The 17,411-nt window shown below is 35.5% G+C and carries 17 protein-coding genes; 6 read left to right on the forward strand and 11 right to left on the reverse strand.

Annotated elements, in window-relative coordinates; translation table 11 throughout:
* Positions 1-399: 399 nt before the first annotated feature.
* Together H5J24_RS18815 and H5J24_RS18820 are read left to right on the forward strand one after the other, a co-directional pair.
* The gene (locus H5J24_RS18815; RefSeq protein WP_068939852.1) at positions 400-825 is read left to right on the forward strand and encodes a transposase; all 426 of its coding nucleotides are present in this window, start codon (positions 400-402) and stop codon (positions 823-825) included.
* 44 nt (positions 826-869) lie between these two features.
* Positions 870-1,187 carry a helix-turn-helix domain-containing protein gene (locus H5J24_RS18820; RefSeq protein ID WP_228407566.1) on the forward strand — a complete coding sequence of 106 codons (318 nt, stop codon included), beginning with the start codon at positions 870-872 and terminating at the stop codon, positions 1,185-1,187.
* A 1,453-nt stretch (positions 1,188-2,640) separates the two neighbouring features.
* Here H5J24_RS18820 and H5J24_RS18825 read toward each other — a convergent pair.
* The 4 genes from H5J24_RS18825 to H5J24_RS18840 all read right to left on the reverse strand — a co-directional run bounded on the left by H5J24_RS18825 (position 2,641) and on the right by H5J24_RS18840 (position 5,542).
* Positions 2,641-3,174, reverse strand: coding sequence for a DUF6584 family protein (locus tag H5J24_RS18825; protein ID WP_232815771.1), 534 nt, complete (start codon positions 3,172-3,174; stop codon positions 2,641-2,643).
* Between the two features lie 11 nt (positions 3,175-3,185).
* A complete protein-coding gene (locus tag H5J24_RS18830; protein WP_232815772.1) occupies positions 3,186-3,503 on the reverse strand; it encodes a hypothetical protein in 318 nt (105 codons plus the stop codon).
* A complete protein-coding gene (locus H5J24_RS18835) occupies positions 3,491-3,847 on the reverse strand; it encodes a hypothetical protein (RefSeq protein WP_232815773.1) in 357 nt (118 codons plus the stop codon). The genes H5J24_RS18830 and H5J24_RS18835 overlap by 13 nt, the downstream gene beginning before the upstream one ends.
* Before the next feature lie 177 nt (positions 3,848-4,024).
* Complete coding sequence (locus H5J24_RS18840) at positions 4,025-5,542, reverse strand: TROVE domain-containing protein (RefSeq protein ID WP_068939859.1); 1,518 nt, start codon at positions 5,540-5,542, stop codon at positions 4,025-4,027.
* A 480-nt stretch (positions 5,543-6,022) separates the two neighbouring features.
* Between H5J24_RS18840 and H5J24_RS18845 the strand changes: the two genes are divergently transcribed.
* On the forward strand, positions 6,023-6,475 hold the full coding sequence (locus H5J24_RS18845) for a VOC family protein (RefSeq protein WP_068939860.1): 453 nt from the start codon (positions 6,023-6,025) through the stop codon (positions 6,473-6,475).
* A gap of 63 nt (positions 6,476-6,538) precedes the next feature.
* Here H5J24_RS18845 and H5J24_RS18850 read toward each other — a convergent pair whose 3' ends face one another.
* Genes H5J24_RS18850 through H5J24_RS18865 form a run of 5 tightly spaced genes read right to left on the reverse strand, consistent with a single transcriptional unit; the run spans position 6,539 to position 13,101 of the window.
* Complete coding sequence (locus H5J24_RS18850) at positions 6,539-7,885, reverse strand: SWIM zinc finger family protein (RefSeq protein ID WP_068939861.1); 1,347 nt, start codon at positions 7,883-7,885, stop codon at positions 6,539-6,541.
* Between the two features lie 4 nt (positions 7,886-7,889).
* Entirely contained in the window at positions 7,890-8,618 is a 729-nt protein-coding gene (locus H5J24_RS25705) for a DUF7825 domain-containing protein (protein ID WP_283250730.1), read from the reverse strand.
* Positions 8,561-10,585, reverse strand: a complete 2,025-nt coding sequence (locus H5J24_RS18855; RefSeq protein ID WP_283250731.1) for a DUF6493 family protein — start codon at positions 10,583-10,585, stop codon at positions 8,561-8,563. The genes H5J24_RS25705 and H5J24_RS18855 overlap by 58 nt, the downstream gene beginning before the upstream one ends.
* Positions 10,566-12,272, reverse strand: coding sequence for a DUF7824 domain-containing protein (locus H5J24_RS18860; protein WP_232815774.1), 1,707 nt, complete (start codon positions 12,270-12,272; stop codon positions 10,566-10,568). The genes H5J24_RS18855 and H5J24_RS18860 overlap by 20 nt, the downstream gene beginning before the upstream one ends.
* A complete protein-coding gene (locus H5J24_RS18865) occupies positions 12,217-13,101 on the reverse strand; it encodes a DUF6493 family protein (protein WP_232815775.1) in 885 nt (294 codons plus the stop codon). Before H5J24_RS18865 ends, H5J24_RS18860 begins: the two co-directional genes overlap by 56 nt.
* 466 nt (positions 13,102-13,567) lie before the next feature.
* Between H5J24_RS18865 and H5J24_RS18870 the strand changes: the two genes are divergently transcribed.
* The 3 genes from H5J24_RS18870 (at position 13,568) to H5J24_RS18880 (ending at position 15,318) form a co-directional block, all read left to right on the forward strand.
* Positions 13,568-13,996 (forward strand): MarR family winged helix-turn-helix transcriptional regulator, encoded by a 429-nt coding sequence (locus H5J24_RS18870; RefSeq protein WP_232815776.1) that lies wholly within the window; start codon positions 13,568-13,570, stop codon positions 13,994-13,996.
* 81 nt (positions 13,997-14,077) lie between these two features.
* Entirely contained in the window at positions 14,078-14,422 is a 345-nt protein-coding gene (locus tag H5J24_RS18875) for a GIY-YIG nuclease family protein (protein WP_068939869.1), read from the forward strand.
* Positions 14,419-15,318, forward strand: a complete 900-nt coding sequence (locus H5J24_RS18880; protein WP_068939870.1) for an alpha/beta fold hydrolase — start codon at positions 14,419-14,421, stop codon at positions 15,316-15,318. Before H5J24_RS18875 ends, H5J24_RS18880 begins: the two co-directional genes overlap by 4 nt.
* A 13-nt stretch (positions 15,319-15,331) precedes the next feature.
* Here the strand turns inward: H5J24_RS18880 and H5J24_RS18885 are convergent, their stop codons facing one another.
* A complete protein-coding gene (locus tag H5J24_RS18885; protein WP_232815777.1) occupies positions 15,332-15,661 on the reverse strand; it encodes a helix-turn-helix domain-containing protein in 330 nt (109 codons plus the stop codon).
* Between the two features lie 110 nt (positions 15,662-15,771).
* Positions 15,772-17,304, reverse strand: coding sequence for an ATP-dependent DNA helicase (locus H5J24_RS18890; RefSeq protein ID WP_232815778.1), 1,533 nt, complete (start codon positions 17,302-17,304; stop codon positions 15,772-15,774).
* Positions 17,305-17,411: the final 107 nt, after the last annotated feature.

Here is a 17,411-nt window from a genome sequence, read left to right on the forward strand (position 1 = left end):
AGATATTCTAAACATAAAAAACTGGTTGTCAAAATACTTACAACCTTTCAACACAAAAGCTTAAGGTAAATAGAATTGCATGAAACAACGTTAATAGGTTATATATTATTTACACAAATGGAAGAGAAAAGAAGTTTGAAAGAGAAGATGAGCCATAAAACCATTGGAAATAATGCATATACCTAAAGGTAGATAAACATATCCTTTTAATTTAAGCTGTCCTAAAACCATTTCCTAAAACTTTATCATCTCATTACAGGTATTCAAAATTTTGAATAGCGCTCTGATTCTTCAGCTCAAAATCCGATGAATTACAGATTGTAATTCGGAGTAATATATATTGCTTATTTCACGTTTTTGAATGTATAAGTTGTAATAAATAGATAATATTAAAGAAAAATGTTATACAAAGAGATCCATATTGGAAAGTTTATTAAGGAGAGGGTTGATGAAAATGAAATAACTATGGAGAGGATATGTAAATTCCTGGGCAAAGATGAAGATGCCATAGAAGGAATGTACAACAGCAGATCAATAGATGCAGATCTTCTTCTGAGATGGAGCAAATTACTGGAATATGATTTCTTCAGACTTTACAGTTCACACCTGATTTTATATGCTCCCCCGGCGGCAACCAATAAAAATCAACAGAAATCTGATAAAATTCCTTACTTCAGAAAAAACATTTATACTCAGGAAATTAAGGAATTCATTATGAAAAGAATTCTTTCGGGAGATATGACCCAAAGTGAGGTCATTAAGGAATATTCCATTCCTAAGAGTACGCTTCACAGATGGCTTCAGAAAAGTGATATTAACGGATAAACGGATAAACAATGCGTCCCAATTATAAAAAAATATATCAGGACATGCTTAAGATGGATTACCCGGATAAGCTAAAAGATCCTAAAATAAAGGAGCTTCTCGGAAAGCTGGACACCAGCGAAGATGTATTGAAATTCAATGAAAAGCTTTTTAAACCTTCCAAAGAAGGCCAGAAAAATAATCAAAAGCTAAAGACTTATGACAAAAAAACGATGCTTAAACTTCTTGAATATCAAAAGAAGCATGGGCACTCTACCAGTTATATGTCTAAAAAATATAAGATCAGCAGAACCACTCTCTCCAAATGGAAACTGATGTTTGAAGAAGAGCTGGAACAAGCCATGAAAAAAGCCGATAAATAACTTATCGGCTTTTTTGTAAAGGTAATAGTAAGGAAAAAGCGGGGCTTACGTGAGCCGGAGTCGAACCGGATAGCCTTGCCAGAGTTACCGGCTTCGCTATTCCTCCCTCAAATGGTACGATGAACTTTTTCCTAACGACACTTGTAATTTATAGAAAGGAAGCTTGAAGTGGGAAGAAAGGAACTTGTTAAAGTCTGAAAGAATATCTGCCTGACTTTATAGAAAATTACGATACAAAGATTATATCCTACTTCCCGCTTTTGGCTTCAGTTAATTTATTTTTTTAATATTGTATTTAAAATAATAAAACAAGGCAACAGGCAAATAGTGATGTCGTGCTCTACCAGCTGAGCTACTTTTCCTGTGTCTTAGTGGAAAAGACGGGATTCGAACCCGTGTCCCCGTCGTAATGAGCGAAGTAACACTATTTTACGGCACTTGATTGTTTTTAAAAAAAAGAGGCAAATTTTGAAAAGACATTTACAGATCACTTTCATGATCTTCTGGAGTCGAACCAAATAAACCGAAGTAAGCCTTTTCTACGGCACTCTTTTATACAAATCAGGGTAATATTTCCAGAATCGTTCATGCATTTGCTCTACCTGCTGAGCTACTTCTCCTTTTCGAGGAAAAAGGCAGGATTCGAACCTGCGCCCCAATGTTTATTCAATCTCGAAGTATGATTCTAAGACGACACCTGATTTTTAGTTTTTTACTTTTTCATTTGTATTAGTTTCAAGTATAATTCTTGAAAGACACTTGAAAAAAGCAAGGCAATCAGTTAAACAGACTCATATTAACAGCGTACTACTTTACACCACCTGCTTCCGCAGAACAGGACTTGCACCTGTACCTCTGTTACCCCACGAAGTAATTCTGTTTTACGGCACTTGCTTTAATTTTTCCATTGGGTGTTTCTGTATTTCTTCCAGCATCGCTGAAACTTAGTGTACTTTGCATTCACCACTTCAAAGCCGTGTGGAAAACAATATGAACAACCTAATTCATCTCCATATAAAATTCTGGAAATCCGTATTCCGGAAATTTTCTTCGGGAAATCAATCAACCCATATTCATTGATTCCGAAAATTTGTTTTAATCTTTTGATTTTTTTTCATGAGTATTGAGTATTAACCTCAATACACTGCTTCTTTAAGATCTGTTTTATAGTTATTCATGGTTATTAATTGATCCTACAAATTTATATGCTTACTGCGCATTCTTTTTACGCAGTTTATTTTTTTATAAAAACCAAGCAATGTATTGTAAGAGTAATTAGTTTCAATTGGAAGTTGACGATGAAACTCTTACGGACGGCATTGGTTATTTTACCGGGTAATTTGGCGAAAGGCTCTGTCATTTTGGAATCGAAGTAGGCCTTTCTTACGACACCGGTAATATTAATACTGCAAAATTATATGCTAAGTACGCATTCTTTTTACGCAGTTTGTTTTTAGTAAGAAAATAATGTGTTTATCAGTTCTAAAAGTTTGAAAATACCTAAAATAGGAAGCGATATTAAAAACACAATCAATACCCCAATGAAAATTTTATTTAGAAAACCTGTTGAGTCTTTCTCTTCTGAGTAATTTCCTTTTTCTCTGGTTTTAGGTTTAAAATCCGGAATATGCTTAGTTTTCTTTAGGCTGTCTTTTTCAAGTTCAGCAAAAACGTTCATGGCATATTCATTAAGCTGAGCTTTATTTCCTCTGAAAACAATATCTTTCAAAATAGCATTTCCGGAATTGCCTAATGTTTTTCTGTAAAGTACAACGGCTTTTTCCATTTCCTTATTTTCAGGTTGAGACAAAATCCAGTACTTTCCGGCTTCATCTATAAAACCTGCTTCATAATAAATCTGTCCTAATTTCTTTCTTAGAGAAAGATCATCCGGAAACTGATTGATTAAATTTCTTAATCTGTCACATGCTTTTTTTCTTTTTCCTTCTTTCAGGTCCTGTTCTATCTTATCAAACAGATTTCCCATTTTTTATATTTTTATTTAATACCGGACATGAATACTGAAATGGTTTCGGCATTATCTATATTCATCTTTTTCAAAATATTTAAAATTCTATTTTTAAAACGGATTTGATGCTGCATTACTTTTTCCAATTCATCTTTCAATTCTGTTTCTTCCACTTCAAATTTTATTTTTACATTTTTTACCTCATTAATATTGACTTCTGTATAGTCTGAAAAACTAATGATTCCGTTTTTTCTTTTATACAAAACCCAAGGATGTCCGATCCACATTTCTGCCCATCCGGAAGATCTGTTATCTATCACTTTCTCCCAGTTTTCTATATTTTCCATATCTCCGCAGCAGCTTGGCTGAATAAGCACCTCATCATCTTTTTTAATACAATTCCCCCATCAAAAGAGAGCACAAATCCTCTTTCATCCGGATCATCAAATTCTACTTCAGTGAGTTTTGCAACCACAATAGTTTCCAGACTTTCATCATCAATGTTTTCTATATTGACAAGGTTGGAACCTTTCTGAATTTCATTAAAATTGAGGGTAAGGCGGGAAGCAGTCTCTGTAAATTTCAAAAAGTATTCTTCAGGATCAGGATAATCAGCAATTTCCGGCAGTTCAAAGTCTTCTTTGGAATATTTTAAAGGATTAATTTCAATGGTGTTAATAAGCTCTATCATAGTATGTCTCTTCATTTGCTAGCCCCGATTGCAGTGGCATTCTTTTTCTGAATTGGCCTCGGCCAGGCGAAAAAGATATAGCGGAAAGCGGGAATAAGCTCCTAAATATACTAATGATTTCTAAACTCCCATCGATAATCATAATGAACTTTGAATTTCAATAGAAAGCAGTGCCTTTTACAGCACTACTTTTTCAATGATTTCTATGGCCGATTTCTGATCTTCCAACGCATTCAAAACATCGAAAATCTTGTCTGACCAACCTGCAATAAGGTATACATCATTTCTTTTGATATCAATAGGCTGTCTGCCGTAGCCTGCCAAATCAAAAATATAGAGTTTAGCATTTGGTGCTATCATCTTATATCTGTTCCAGCTATCTTCAAAAGAGTTTCCTCTTCCGCTGCTATCCCACATTTGGGTATCTGTGAACAACATCACTTTATCTACAGTTTCTTTTCTTTTGATAAGGTCTTCAATCACCAGATAACCATTGGTAGAATACCCTACTTCACCTTCTCGTTTGTATAATGCATCTACATTTTGAAGAATACCCTGTTTAGGCATTGGAGTTCTCAACCATCGGTCACCGAACATACCCGTAATTACATTCTGACATTGTGACTGCAGAATCATAGACATCAGCAAACCAATATCATACAACAGCACTTTACTTCTAGGAGAAACTGATTTCTGCATAGAACCTGAAACATCCGCCGCAATCACTACCGAAGTATTGAATCCGAAACCTTTGATGTTTTGAGCACTTGCTAAGACCGCTTCTTCCAAAGCATTCCAAACTGAGGACAGATAAGGCAAATCTACATTTTTCAATTCTCTGTACGCAGCAAGAAAACGGAATGGCAATTGTTTTGAATTTTTTACCGCTCTCTCATCTGATAGATAGTTGCACACTTTACTCATTGCTTCAGGAGAAACTCCTGCTTCAAGGATATTTCTCAGGTTTCGCAAGGTGGCCATATACCCCAGTTTATTACTAAAGATCAGTTCTTCCCATTTATTTTTGAAAGCTATTTTCTTTTCTGCTTCATCTGTAAATTTTGTCTGTCCCAATACTGAAAGCTCTACTTCCCATGTATAAGGAGTATCCAAAATATCATAGACAATCTTATTGAAAATAGTCTGCTGGTTTTCATCTTTCGCTTTTGGATGAACCAGGAACAGAGCATCTTTAAAGGTAACTTCTCCTTTTCTGTTGTATTTGGCGAACTGGTATTCATCAAATTTATTGAAGGACTTCACCAAACCTTTCTGAATCTGTTTTGATAATCTGTTCAGCTTTTTGGTTTCTGTTCTTTCATTGGCAAGCTGGTAATATGCCAATAGTTCAGTAATTTCATCAGCTCTTTGGATGACTCCGTCTACTGTTCTGCTCACCAGATCAGTACCAGAGGCCTCTTTTGCCAATTCTGTGGCCAAAACCAATGGAATGGAACGCATATGCATCTCCTTTCTTGCATATACAGCGAGCTTTGCTACAAATTCGGGATCGTTTTTCTGAATCAGAGACTGTATTCTCCCTAATCTGTCATTTCCTTTTTCATAAGTAATATTCGACAGTCCTGTTGTAACCACAGCACTGTATAATTCTTCTGCAGGTGTCATCACATATGCTTTTGCACCTTCGTGGTTGGTTACCACTATTTTCTCTTTTTTTAGAAAGTTAAATTTCATGAGTTACTGTTTTAATGTTAAACATTAGGAAGAGTGAGTGCTTCCTCTCTGATTTCTGATGCAAAATAAGGACCCTATTGCGTAATCTTTTTGCGTAGATTATTTTTTTGAAAAAATTTGTTTTTTTTATTTTCAATAGATTGATATAATATGACTTAAAACTCTCGCAGATTTTGCTGATAACGCAGATTTTTTGGTGCTTTTATTTATGTTTTGGCTAAAGCCAATTGAATTTTGATTTATTGGGCTGGTGGGCTTCCTTCGGCTACGCTCAGGATTATAGTCCGCCTTAATTGATGTTGATATCCGCATGGATAATTATTGTTTAACGACAAAACTTTTTACTTTTATCTTTTACCTTTTTACTTCTCCCTTAATCCTCCATATTTTCCTTCTATCATTCATTTCTATGAAAGAAATCGGTATTATCAGGCTTTTAGACGAATCTTATCTAGATTTGTCTGTATTAAAATTAAAGCTATGATTAAAGGATTATATGAAACGCATGTTCAGGTAAGTGATTTGGAAAGTGGTATTCAGTTTTATACTGAAGTGCTGGGGTTAAGATTGGCACATAGAGATGAAACAAGGCCAATAGCGTTTCTATGGGTAGGAGAAGAAAAAGAGTTTATGCTGGGATTGTGGGAACAGAAAGAGAATCTGCAAACAAGACATTTTGCTTTTACAAGTACAAAAGAAGACATCCTGAATTATTCTGTGAAATTTTTGGAGGACAAGAATTTAAAGCCTTACAATTTTCTGAAAAACGGAACCATAGAGCCCATGGTATTTGCATGGATGCCAGCATTAGCCATTTATTTTAACGATCCGGATGGCAATCAATTAGAATTTATTTCTATTCTTGAAGGAGACAGCAAGCCTGAATTAGGTGTTCTGTCATACGAAGAATGGATGAATCGAATACAGGGTTGATTATTGATAAAGCCACGAACGCATGGATAAATTAATTTGGGCATTCGTGGCAAAATATATCTGTTATTGGCTATTGACAAGTTTCTTCACAGCCAGAACATGTTTACAAGGTCCTCTTTCCCCTTGATACTTACTGAACCATTCACAGGTGCAGCGTTCTTTACCTTCTTCAAGAATGACGGTATGATGTACTCCAGTACCTTCTACCCTGGCTTCCGTTCTCACTTTACTATTGTTTAAAATCTCTACTTTTCCGTCTTCAATAAGTTTTTCTGCATTTTTCATACGAGGATTCAAGCCTAAAATACGGCTCAGTTTAAAAGGCAGTCTGCGATAGAAAAATTCATTTTCATCGAGATCATAGCCCAGTAATCCCATTGCGGCTAGTCTTCCGGTCAGGTTATCTGCTCTACTCAAACTAAGATTTTCTTCCAAAGCTAAAATGGTTGCATTGAATGACTGATTGGCATAAGCATATTTATCCAAAGCATCGATCCATTCATCTGAAACCTCAGTAGTCAGACTATTCAGCACAGCTCCTTCTCCTGAAAACCCTCGCCAGCTTTCTCTTGATAAGGAAAAACTGAATCTTATATTCCCCATATAAAGCTGCCAGGTGGTAGACTGCATATTCGGGTGTGGGAAAACCTGCATAGAATCAATATACGGAAGCAGAGGTTCCAACAAACGAAGTCTGTGAAGCCCTCCGATACAAACGGCATCAGCAGATTTTACCGGAGAAAACATAGGTTTATTTCCTCTTACAATAAGGTAGTAATCCGATTTCACTACCCCTTTCGGCATTCCTCTGAACAGCTGCTGGGTCTGTATTTTATTAAAAGTATGCTGTTTTTCTGATTCCGAAAGATAGATCTGAACGGTTCCGAGACCTTTGATCCATTTTACAGGCAATGGAACTTTTCTTTCCACCACTTTTTTTTCTTCTTTATAGAGTCCGACTTCTTTTTCCCCTACAGAAAGCATAATTCTTTCATTGGGACGAATACTTCCCAAAGCGGTTATCATAGGCTGATTAAAGTCTACGTTGGTGGTCCCGTTTTCTAAAAACTCACCATCCAATCCATCAGGAAGAACATCTACACGGGCATATACACCTGCGCAGTGCGAAAAACCTTCGAAACGAAGCCTCCCATTTCCAGCTGTCACGATCGGATCTTTCAACAGTGCCATCTGAAACGGTGACAAGCTGAAACTTGATTTTACGATATTGGAAAGGGCAATCAGACAACGGGCCAATATAAAAGGCTGACCTACATTTCCCCAGAAAAAACAGGGGATATCGGTCTTTTTCTGTATCTCACTGTATTGAGCAAGAAACAGCTCCTCAAGAGCATCTTTCTTTACGAAGGAGGAGGATCTTGAGTAATTATAGGTAAGCATATCTTCCATAGTTTTATTTTTTTAGAAGATGATTGCAGATTTTCTTCAGGCTCGAGTTTTCTTTCCAGTCGTTGAGTTTTTCAATTACTTTTTTATCGGCTTCCGACTGGTTTAAAGCCAATACTTCATGATATACTTCCAACAGCTTCTTCAGATTGGTAATAGGTTTATCCATCTGAAGCAGAATGCTGGAGATTAATTCTTCGAGTGCAATATTATGATTTTTACTTACATTTAGCATCTGATGTTGGATAAGATCTGTAAATCTTTTCACAGGGGCCCACTCCAGCCTTTCATGGATACCGATCACTTTTCCTAATTGTGCATTATCCATCATCTTATGAGAAACATGTTCTAACCAAATTTCTGCAGCAGTTCCACGAATTGTTTTATCTCCATCCAGGAAAATAGTTCCCAGAAACAGACAGCCCATTTCGTCCAAAGGTTTTTTGACCTGGTAAAGGGCCTGTGCAGTATTCAACACCAGATTTCTTTCGTAAACTTCGGCAATACCGGAGTAGAAAAGACAACTTTTAATCACTTTGGCCAAGGCATTCCCCAAGGTATTCGGAAAGCACCACATCATCCCAATGGTTTCGGAAAGCTCTCTTGGTTCAGCAATAAAATATTCCAGAAGCAATTGATTTTCTCTTTTTTCAAAATGATATTTGGGGATCACGATGTTCAGCTCAGCCGGATAATATGAATTTTTCTTACTGTCAATGGTTTTCCATTGGTACATTCCAGAAAAAATTCTACTGGAATCGTATTATATCCAAAACTGCTAAACTCTTTGAAGGTAGTTTCCGGAGAGCGTGTAAAACCGGCAGTCATCCACCATGCGGGATGTTCAAATTTTCCTTTTGGCTCAGTATTTTTGCCAAAGAAGAAAAGCAGCAGATCCTTGTACTCTCCTTTTAATCGTTGCTCAGCCAGCTGTAATGCCTCTGCTGTATTATCCAGAGCACATCTCTGTAATGCCAGCTGCATATCCAGGTGATGAGGTTCAATATTTTTATTCTGATATATTTCCAGTTTCTCTACCAAAGTAACCGGAGAAATCCAACAAGGAGCATGGGTAATGGCAAACAATAAAGGGACACTATCTCCTGCTTTTATCTTTTCATAAATATATATCGCAAGTTCTTTAAAGGCTTTCATAACCGGGCTTCCTGCTCCTACTTCCGTTATTGCTCCCAGTTTTTTTTGATAGTTTGAATAAGTCTCTCTTGCAGCTTCCTCACTGCTTGTTTTCTCATATATTTTATCCAGGTTTTTAAGCTGAATAGGATATTTTTCTAATAAATTCAGTCCATAATTAATGATAACATTACATAGCAGGACGTTCAGATAGGGAACTTCCCATTTGGCAATAGTTTTACAGGCTTTCAGGAAAACCGGTTCTATCAATTTCACAGATTCTTCATTAACATCATTGGCAAAACGGGCAAATCCGCATAAAGCAACGTCACAATGATGACTATAAGGGTCTTCTATGGCCAGAGGAAGGAAGAACATCAAATCTTCAAAGCTTTCGAGTACCGTAACTTTATTTTCTTCGGTAGTCAGGAATACTTTTTCAGAAACTATTGCTTCCAATTCCTGCGGTTTTTCTTCTATATAAGTTTCTAAAAGAGTCCGTACATTCGTCAGTATATTGTCTGAATAATGGGAAAGGGATTCCTTTATCATTTCAGATGGCGGAATATATTTCAGAATGATTTTAGCTGCCTTCGACTGTATTCCATCATCTTTACTTACAAAAGCAGAAGTTAATGCAAGTCCTAAGATTTCCGGGTTAATTTTTTTATGCTGAAAAATCTTTTCCGTTAAAGTAAGGCTTCCCATCACTACAGTTTTAACTTCCAAACTTAGCAGATTGGGAAGGTAATGAGCAAATTCATCGCTTTTGAAAGCAGAATTTCCTACTATTTTCTTTAAATGGATAAGAATTGTATTGACGGCTTTTGACTGTACAGATGCCAGCCCAGCCATTAGTTCATCCTGAAGATCTATCAATTCATCTTCTGTTGGTTTTAAAGCGGTAAAAGCATCCATAAACCAGCCTGTCACGTTCTTGTTAAAGTTTCTATTGGATGCCAGCAGACATTCTTTTAAAAATCTTTTTCTTTCAATTTTTTGCTCTGTGACAAGCTTTTGTACTAACGGAAACCATTCTTTCTGGAATGGCAGTGATTTGGATGGATATTCACACAGATACCAAAAGTGAGTGTTCAGTGTTTCAGGATACAGATCCAGATCCGTAGGATAATTACTCAGATGGTGTCCCAATAATTCCGGTTTTGGCTGGATATAACCCTTTTCAGTCCATCCTAAAATATTCTGATAATTAAAAGCAGTAAATTCAGCATCTATAGAATCATTAATAAAATCGGAGAACCAGTCCGGACATCCCCATTCCAGTATCTTTTCCGTCTGTTCTATATTACGGAAAAGACTCCAGTAATTTTTACCAAAACTCTTTTGATCCATACAGATAAATGATGCAATATCAATAATAGAATGCTGATTCACAGAACCTGCTGTATGATAAGAATTTTTGGTCATGATGATCTTGTTGATCTCACGATCCATTTTTTTTATTGTAGGCACTAATGCCTGCTTTTCTTCGGCTGTAAGCTGCTGCAAAAAAGGGACAATCTCATGTATTTTTTCCTCATTAAGGATGTCATAAAGTCTTTCTTTCATGTGTTTTAATTTGATGTATAATTTTTTTCAGGTTATTTTCGTTTTCCCATTCTTTAAGAACTTCAGCAACGCTTTCGTCTACTTGGGTTCTGTTTTGATTCAGCAGTTCATAATAAAGCTCTAACAGCTTTTTTAAATTAAAAACCGGTTTTTCAACTGCTGATAGAATGGAGATCAACAGTTTTTCAAAGGCTTGGTTATGACTGGAACTCAAATTGATAAATCCGGATAATCCATCGGTAAACCTTTTTACGGGAGCCCATTCGAAATTCACCTTTTTACCTATGATAATTCCCAGCTCCTGAAAATTAAAATCTTCTGAAACAGCCTTGTTTACTAGGGCTTCAAAAGCCATACCAGAAAAGGTTTTATCTTTATGAAACAATCCTGCAGACAGTACTAAATAATGTACAGTCTGAAAAGGAAGATTGAGTTTCATCCAGGCATCCAGAAATTCTATATTTCCTTTTATGTCATACTGATAGGCAGAACAAGACAAATCACCATTGTATTTTCTTGCGGCCAAAGACCCGGAAAAATATGGTGCTGCATATAAACTACGAATCAGATCATCCTGATACATTGCATGATAAGAATTGAAAAGATGAGTCAGGAATGAGGCGTTTTCCGGCAATTCCTTGTTATTATAAATAGTTATTAATGACTCAGGAACTTCTTCTGTATTATTCCATTTATAGATTTTTTTATACCCCAGCTTCCAATTGAAGCCACCATCAATAAATTCTTGTTTATACCGTTCTGAAAAATAATTTTGCTCAAAAACCGGTTTAAGAAGGTCAAAATAGTCTTCATTAAGTTGTTCTTTAGCGTATAATTCTCCTTTTTTCAGATTTTCTTTTTCCACCCGAAGCAGGGCAATCTCAAGATCAAAAGGAATAGGCTTTTCCTTTTGCTGCTGATACACTTTCAATTTATCTACAAGAGTATTAATGGTAATCCAACAAGGAGTATACTCCGGAACAGAAAGTAACGGAAGTTTTTTGTTCTCTTTTAAAAATTCAAATATACCTAACAAAAGCTGCTGATAGGCTTTGAAAATAAAAGGGGTTCTTTTTTCACTCCAGTTTTCGAGTGTTGGAAATCCTAAATAAGCACCTGAGAATATTTTTAATGTATTCTTTTGTTTCAGCAGTCCGTAATTAATCACAAAAGTTGCCAGCAAATGCTGAAATCCTACCGTTTCTTTTCTTTTGAATGCTGCATTAAATGTAGGTTCAAGCTGAATAAAATGTTCGTCTTCAAAAGTATCATTAAATCTTATCAAAGCCTCCAAAAACAGATCAATATGGTAGGTTTCATTATTATTAAAAATCTGAGAAGCCAGGAAAATAAAGTCATCTATGGATTCTACGGAAGGTATAGGTTGTGAAATATGCCATGCAGCCGCTTCATAATTTTGTTCATCTTTATTTTCGTTGGTTTCATTTTCTATAAGAAATTTAACCAATAAATTCTGAGCATCAGAAAGAAGAGAAGCCTTATAAAATATCAGCTCTGTCCTGATTTTTTCTGATTTCGGATCTCCGTATTTAACAATGATCTTTGCTCCTTTGGTTTGAAGGGTTTTATCTTTGTTTAAAAAGACAGGCATGAGAAACAGACATACTGCTTCATGATATTTTTGATGATCTTTTGCTATTTTTTTCCAGAGCCTGAAGCAAACCATTGATAATATTCTTCGTTGGCAGGGTCATTAAAGATGCTGCAGCCTGTAAAAAATCTTCTGTTTTAAAATCTTTTTCTGCAATTACCGGATTGATAATCTTTAATATTCCCGGAAACAATGAATGCTGCGTGGAATGAAAGATCATAAACAATTCATCCTGTAATTCCAGAATTTCTTTATGAGTAGGTTCCAAATAGGCAAAAAGCTCAAGAAACCAGGTATTATGTTCTTTTGAAAAATTGAAATTGATTGCGGCAAGACTTGCTTTAAGTACTCTCGAACGGTCTATTTTCTTTTCCTGCACGAGATTTTTCAATATATCTTTCCAACTTTTTCCGCGATAAACAGATGTAACACTGCATTCATGTTCAAATAAAAACCAAATATGGGATTCCAGTGTTACCGGATAGGCAAACAATGTTTCTTCTGTTCTGGATGATGAGGATAGCAATGATGCCCAGATTTCATCCTGAATGGTAAGATAATTTTTCTGTTCCCATTCCAGGACTTTCAGATAATCAAATCCATCAAGAAATAAATAGCTTTCTCCAATCCAATCAGGAACATAGGTTTCAAAGAGTTCATCGACTAGTTCTACCGGTATGGAATAAAATCCCGGTCTCAACTTTTCATATTCGTCCTTTGTTGTACTACACGCCAAAGCTGCTAACACAGATATTGTATTGTGCCCCCATTCTTTATTGATATGTTTTTTTAAAATGGAAACAACATCTTTTTTATCTTTTGGTGTAAGCTTCTTAAGAAAAAGTATAATTTCCTTGATTTTATAGTTTAAATATATTGCTTTAAACTCTTCATTAATAAGCATAAATCCATTCTTGATCGCTAAAATAAAAAAAATTGACAGATAGGCTGGTTAATTATCCCTAAAAAGTGAATTTTTTAACAAATTTTAAGTTAATAAAGTACTTCTACCACTTACTTTAGTTCAATATTGAGATGTCCCAATTTTAAAGTAAATGAAATAAAAAACCCAAAATCCAGTTGTAATTAATACTTTTTTAACCTGAATTTGGAAAAAAACTGGAAATTGAAAATAATTAGATGAAAACTATTATCAATTGTTAAATCACAATATAATCATAATTTATTGATATTCAATAATATTAAACTCTATACATTTCAAAAAATTCCCTACTCTTATTTTTATATTCTAATCTGATTAAAAACGAATACTCCTCATAGCAAACATTTTATTTTCTAAAAACAGTTGTAATTCATTAAAATTTATATATTTGCACAATGCAATTACTTGATAACTCAAATACTTTTCAATGATAAGCCCTGAATTATTACTCTTAATGAACATCAACAAACTTCAATCTATTATGGTAAGAAAGTTTGATTCTCTGAGTGCCCATGGATTGGGTTTTAATGATTTTGTAATTCTTTATATCCTCAGCCAGTCATCTGAAAGTAAAATGCGCAGAATTGACCTGGCTGAAAAAGTAGGGGTTACCGCTTCCGGTATTACCCGTTTACTAAATCCTCTGGAAAAGATAGGATGGGTAGCCAGAGAAACCAATGAAAGAGATGCCAGAGTAAGCTATGTTGTTATTACAGCGAATGGAAAAAAAATATTTGAAGAAGCCCAGGTAACTGCTGAACATACAGCAAAGAACATCCTTTCCTTAAAAAGAATAAAGCACTACAAACGGCAACCGAGCTTTTATTTGAGTTGGGTGGAAATATTAAATAAATAAGCCGGAAGCTGGGGGTTATTTTTAGTTTTATAATTTCTCCTCATTCCCGACTTCAGGCCTCTACCAATACATAAGATCTTTATGAAAAATGATATCAAACAGCAGCTTCGCGAAAAAGCAAAAAACCATACCATCACAATGGGTGTACTTTCTGTGAAAAATAACAGGAATGGAAAGCAATATGTAAAAGGAGCATTGAACCTGGAAGCACTGGTAAATAAACTGAAATTTTTATTACTAGGCAATATGTTTAACAATATCCAGCTACAGCAGGACTGGAACGAATACGGAAGTGAATGTTTCAGCTTTGAATTTATCGCCATTATTCCCGTTCAGGAAAATAAATATATTAATTACCGTCAGGAAATTGTAAAGGCAGAACGCGCTGCAGTAACAAAGATTGATGGTGAAATGTATACCTCATGAATCATATTACTAAAATAAACGGTGTTGATCTATGCTATGAAATTTTAGGAGCAGAGCATCAACAGACCATTGTTCTCATTTCAGGATTGGGAAGTCAAATGATCCGCTGGGATGATCCTTTTTGTCAATTATTGGTTCAACAGGGCCTCAGAGTGATCCGGTTTGATAACAGGGATTCGGGAGAATCTGTTTTTCATTCTGAAAAGAAGCTGAATTTCAATGGAAATCATCAGGAGTTTTTTTCTACTGTTAAAATGGAAGATGTTCCTTACTCTTTAATGGACATGGCAAAAGATGTGATTGGTTTACTCGATTATTTACAGATTGATCAAGCTCATTTTGCCGGCAGATCTATGGGTGGAATTATCGTACAATTATTGGGTTCATACTTTCCGAAAAGGGTTTTATCATTAACAATCATAATGTCTACTTCCCTAAATCCTGCATTACCGCCTTCAGATCCGGAAGTGATGGCCATGATGATGAAACCTCCGATAGATCCAGCCTCCGACAAGGAAAGCTATCTCAAGGAAAAATTACTTTTTGCAAAAAGAATTTCAGGAGATTTATATGAACTGGAGGAAAGTTTAGAAATTAAAATGATTGAAGAAGAACTGAACCGTTCAAAAACAAAATATGGAACGATAAGACAACTGTTGGCAATTTCTTCCTATCAATATACTCTGGATGTTTTAAAAAGAATAACCGTTCCTACTTTAGTTATCCATGGGACTCAGGACCCTATTTTTCGCTCTGATTGTGGAAAAGATATTGCAGATTCTATTCCTAATGCGAAATTTTTGTTGATGGAAGGAATGGGACATTCTATTCCCAAGGAATTATATTATCTTATCTGTAATCAAATTACAGCATTGATCTCAGAAGTTAGGGCATAGCTTTTAAGCAGTATTATTGTTTAAAAGTTCTTTCGACTTCCGTTAACCCCATCTTTGCAAGATGCCTGTATACGGTTGCCAGAGTGAGATTTCTTTTTTCAGCAATTTCAAAAGGAGGCATTCCTTCATCAAATAATTGAAAAGTAATAAGATGGGTCGGTTTTTTAACTACTGTTATGGATGTATCTATTTCAGTTTTCTGATTAAATAAAGGAATATCCAGCAGGTGGCAGGATTTCAATCGTTCAATATACTCTCCAAGGTCGTACAGCAATGTTTTCGTTTCTTCGTTGAATTTTTTTAAACCTTTGATTCCTATTGTTTCCGAATAAAGGCTTTTCAAAGGTAATAAGAACTTCTCAGCGACATTTTTGAAGAAAAAGTTGACAGCACCCTGACATTTTTCTTCAATCTCACTCCACTGAATATCACCGTTTATAAAATCGGTTAATTTCAGATGGATAACTTTTTAAATTTTTCAGTTACTTTAAAAAGATGTTCACTTTCTCTTTCAAAATCATTTAACAAGGTATTGATTTTCTTTGAATCTGGTATTTTTGTACCCATAATCACCTGTTTCCAATTCATTACCGCTTCTTTTAGCCAGGCTGCGTCTACTGTCATCTGAACTTTATGTAATGTATAATCATATTTTTCATGTTCGATGATCTGTACTAAATGATCATTAGCATTGGTAGATATCTGAAAATCTTCGATTCTATGGTCTTTGAGTATGGCATTCTTCGAAATTTCAGATTTCAGGATGATTCCATTCAGGGTACGGCATCGGCTTAATGCAACATAGACCTGTCCGCTGGCAAAGGATCTTCCGGCATCTATGATTACCCTATCAAATGTTAGTCCCTGACTTTTATGAATGGTAACAGCCCAGGCCAACCGTATGGGATATTGCTCAAAGCTTCCCAGTACTTCTGTTTTAATGTTTTTATCAGCATCCAGGGTATATCTTTTCTGTTCCCAGACTTCAGTGGTTACAATAATCTCTTTTTTGCTTTCATCAAGGATTACTTTGATAGTTTCTTCATCGAGATAGGAAATTTCTGCCAGCTTACCGTTATAAAAGTTTTTTTCCGGCGAAGAATCATTTCTTATAAACATAATCTGAGCACCCACTTTCAGCTCCAGAGTTTCTTCCATCGGATATTGGGTTTCTTTAAAATCACCAATCACTGAAGCTTTATAAAACAGCGATTCGCTCTCCAGCTCTCTCAGTTTTTTCTGATTAATATGATCTGCAATACGGTTATGAGAACATAAATGAATATAGGTTTCAGCTTCAGGCTCAAAATCAGGATTGTATCTGGAATTCAGCTTTTCAAAATCCAGTTCATGAAAGTCTGCATGCCTTACAGCATCCAATATTTCCAGGAATTCTTTGTCCTGCTGGCGGTAGACCGTCATTAATTCCACTGTTATTAACCGTATATTCTGCAAAGCTTTGGCTGAAAAGAAAAACGGGGTTTCGTAGAATTTTGAGAGAATCCGTTCAGAATCACTTCTTACAACGGGCGGCAATTGATATAAATCCCCTACTAATAATAACTGAACTCCTCCAAAAGGCATTGGGTTCCGTCTTACTCTTCTTAATGAATGATCCATTATATCTAATAAATCTGCTCTGAGCATAGACACTTCATCAATGACAATCAATTCTATTTCCCGAAAAAGATCCAGTTTTTCTTTTCTGTACTTAAAATGTGGAAACAGTTCGTTGATATTCATCGCAAGATTAGGATCAACAGGTTCTGTAGTAGGAACAAAGGTTCGGGAAGGAATAGCAAACAGCGAATGGATGGTTACCCCGCCGGCATTAATCGCTGCAATCCCTGTGGGAGCAACAATAATATGCTTTTTGTGTGTTTTCTTTACAAAATCATTCAGAAAGGTAGTTTTTCCTGTTCCTGCTTTTCCTGTCAGGAAAACACTTCTGTTGGTATGTTCCAGTAGCTCGACAAGTTCCTCCAAGGGATACAATTTTTATCAAAGATAACTGATAAAAATAAAAGCAGCTCATAAAAAGAGACTGATCGCTATGGAACAGTCTCTTAGTATCAATGATATTTTCTGTATTG

Origin of the sequence: Chryseobacterium capnotolerans (genome assembly GCF_021278965.1) — a bacterium.
Taxonomy (GTDB): domain Bacteria; phylum Bacteroidota; class Bacteroidia; order Flavobacteriales; family Weeksellaceae; genus Chryseobacterium; species Chryseobacterium capnotolerans.

Coding starts and splice junctions, on each gene's coding strand:
- H5J24_RS18815 (WP_068939852.1), top strand. CDS start 400: ATGTTATACAAAGAGATCCATATTGGAAAGTTTATTAAGGAGAGGGTT.
- H5J24_RS18820 (WP_228407566.1), top strand. CDS start 870: ATGCTTAAGATGGATTACCCGGATAAGCTAAAAGATCCTAAAATAAAG.
- H5J24_RS18825 (WP_232815771.1), bottom strand. CDS start 3,174: ATGGGAAATCTGTTTGATAAGATAGAACAGGACCTGAAAGAAGGAAAA.
- H5J24_RS18830 (WP_232815772.1), bottom strand. CDS start 3,503: ATGGAAAATATAGAAAACTGGGAGAAAGTGATAGATAACAGATCTTCC.
- H5J24_RS18835 (WP_232815773.1), bottom strand. CDS start 3,847: ATGATAGAGCTTATTAACACCATTGAAATTAATCCTTTAAAATATTCC.
- H5J24_RS18840 (WP_068939859.1), bottom strand. CDS start 5,542: ATGAAATTTAACTTTCTAAAAAAAGAGAAAATAGTGGTAACCAACCAC.
- H5J24_RS18845 (WP_068939860.1), top strand. CDS start 6,023: ATGATTAAAGGATTATATGAAACGCATGTTCAGGTAAGTGATTTGGAA.
- H5J24_RS18850 (WP_068939861.1), bottom strand. CDS start 7,885: ATGGAAGATATGCTTACCTATAATTACTCAAGATCCTCCTCCTTCGTA.
- H5J24_RS25705 (WP_283250730.1), bottom strand. CDS start 8,618: ATGTACCAATGGAAAACCATTGACAGTAAGAAAAATTCATATTATCCG.
- H5J24_RS18855 (WP_283250731.1), bottom strand. CDS start 10,585: ATGAAAGAAAGACTTTATGACATCCTTAATGAGGAAAAAATACATGAG.
- H5J24_RS18860 (WP_232815774.1), bottom strand. CDS start 12,272: ATGGTTTGCTTCAGGCTCTGGAAAAAAATAGCAAAAGATCATCAAAAA.
- H5J24_RS18865 (WP_232815775.1), bottom strand. CDS start 13,101: ATGCTTATTAATGAAGAGTTTAAAGCAATATATTTAAACTATAAAATC.
- H5J24_RS18870 (WP_232815776.1), top strand. CDS start 13,568: ATGATAAGCCCTGAATTATTACTCTTAATGAACATCAACAAACTTCAA.
- H5J24_RS18875 (WP_068939869.1), top strand. CDS start 14,078: ATGAAAAATGATATCAAACAGCAGCTTCGCGAAAAAGCAAAAAACCAT.
- H5J24_RS18880 (WP_068939870.1), top strand. CDS start 14,419: ATGAATCATATTACTAAAATAAACGGTGTTGATCTATGCTATGAAATT.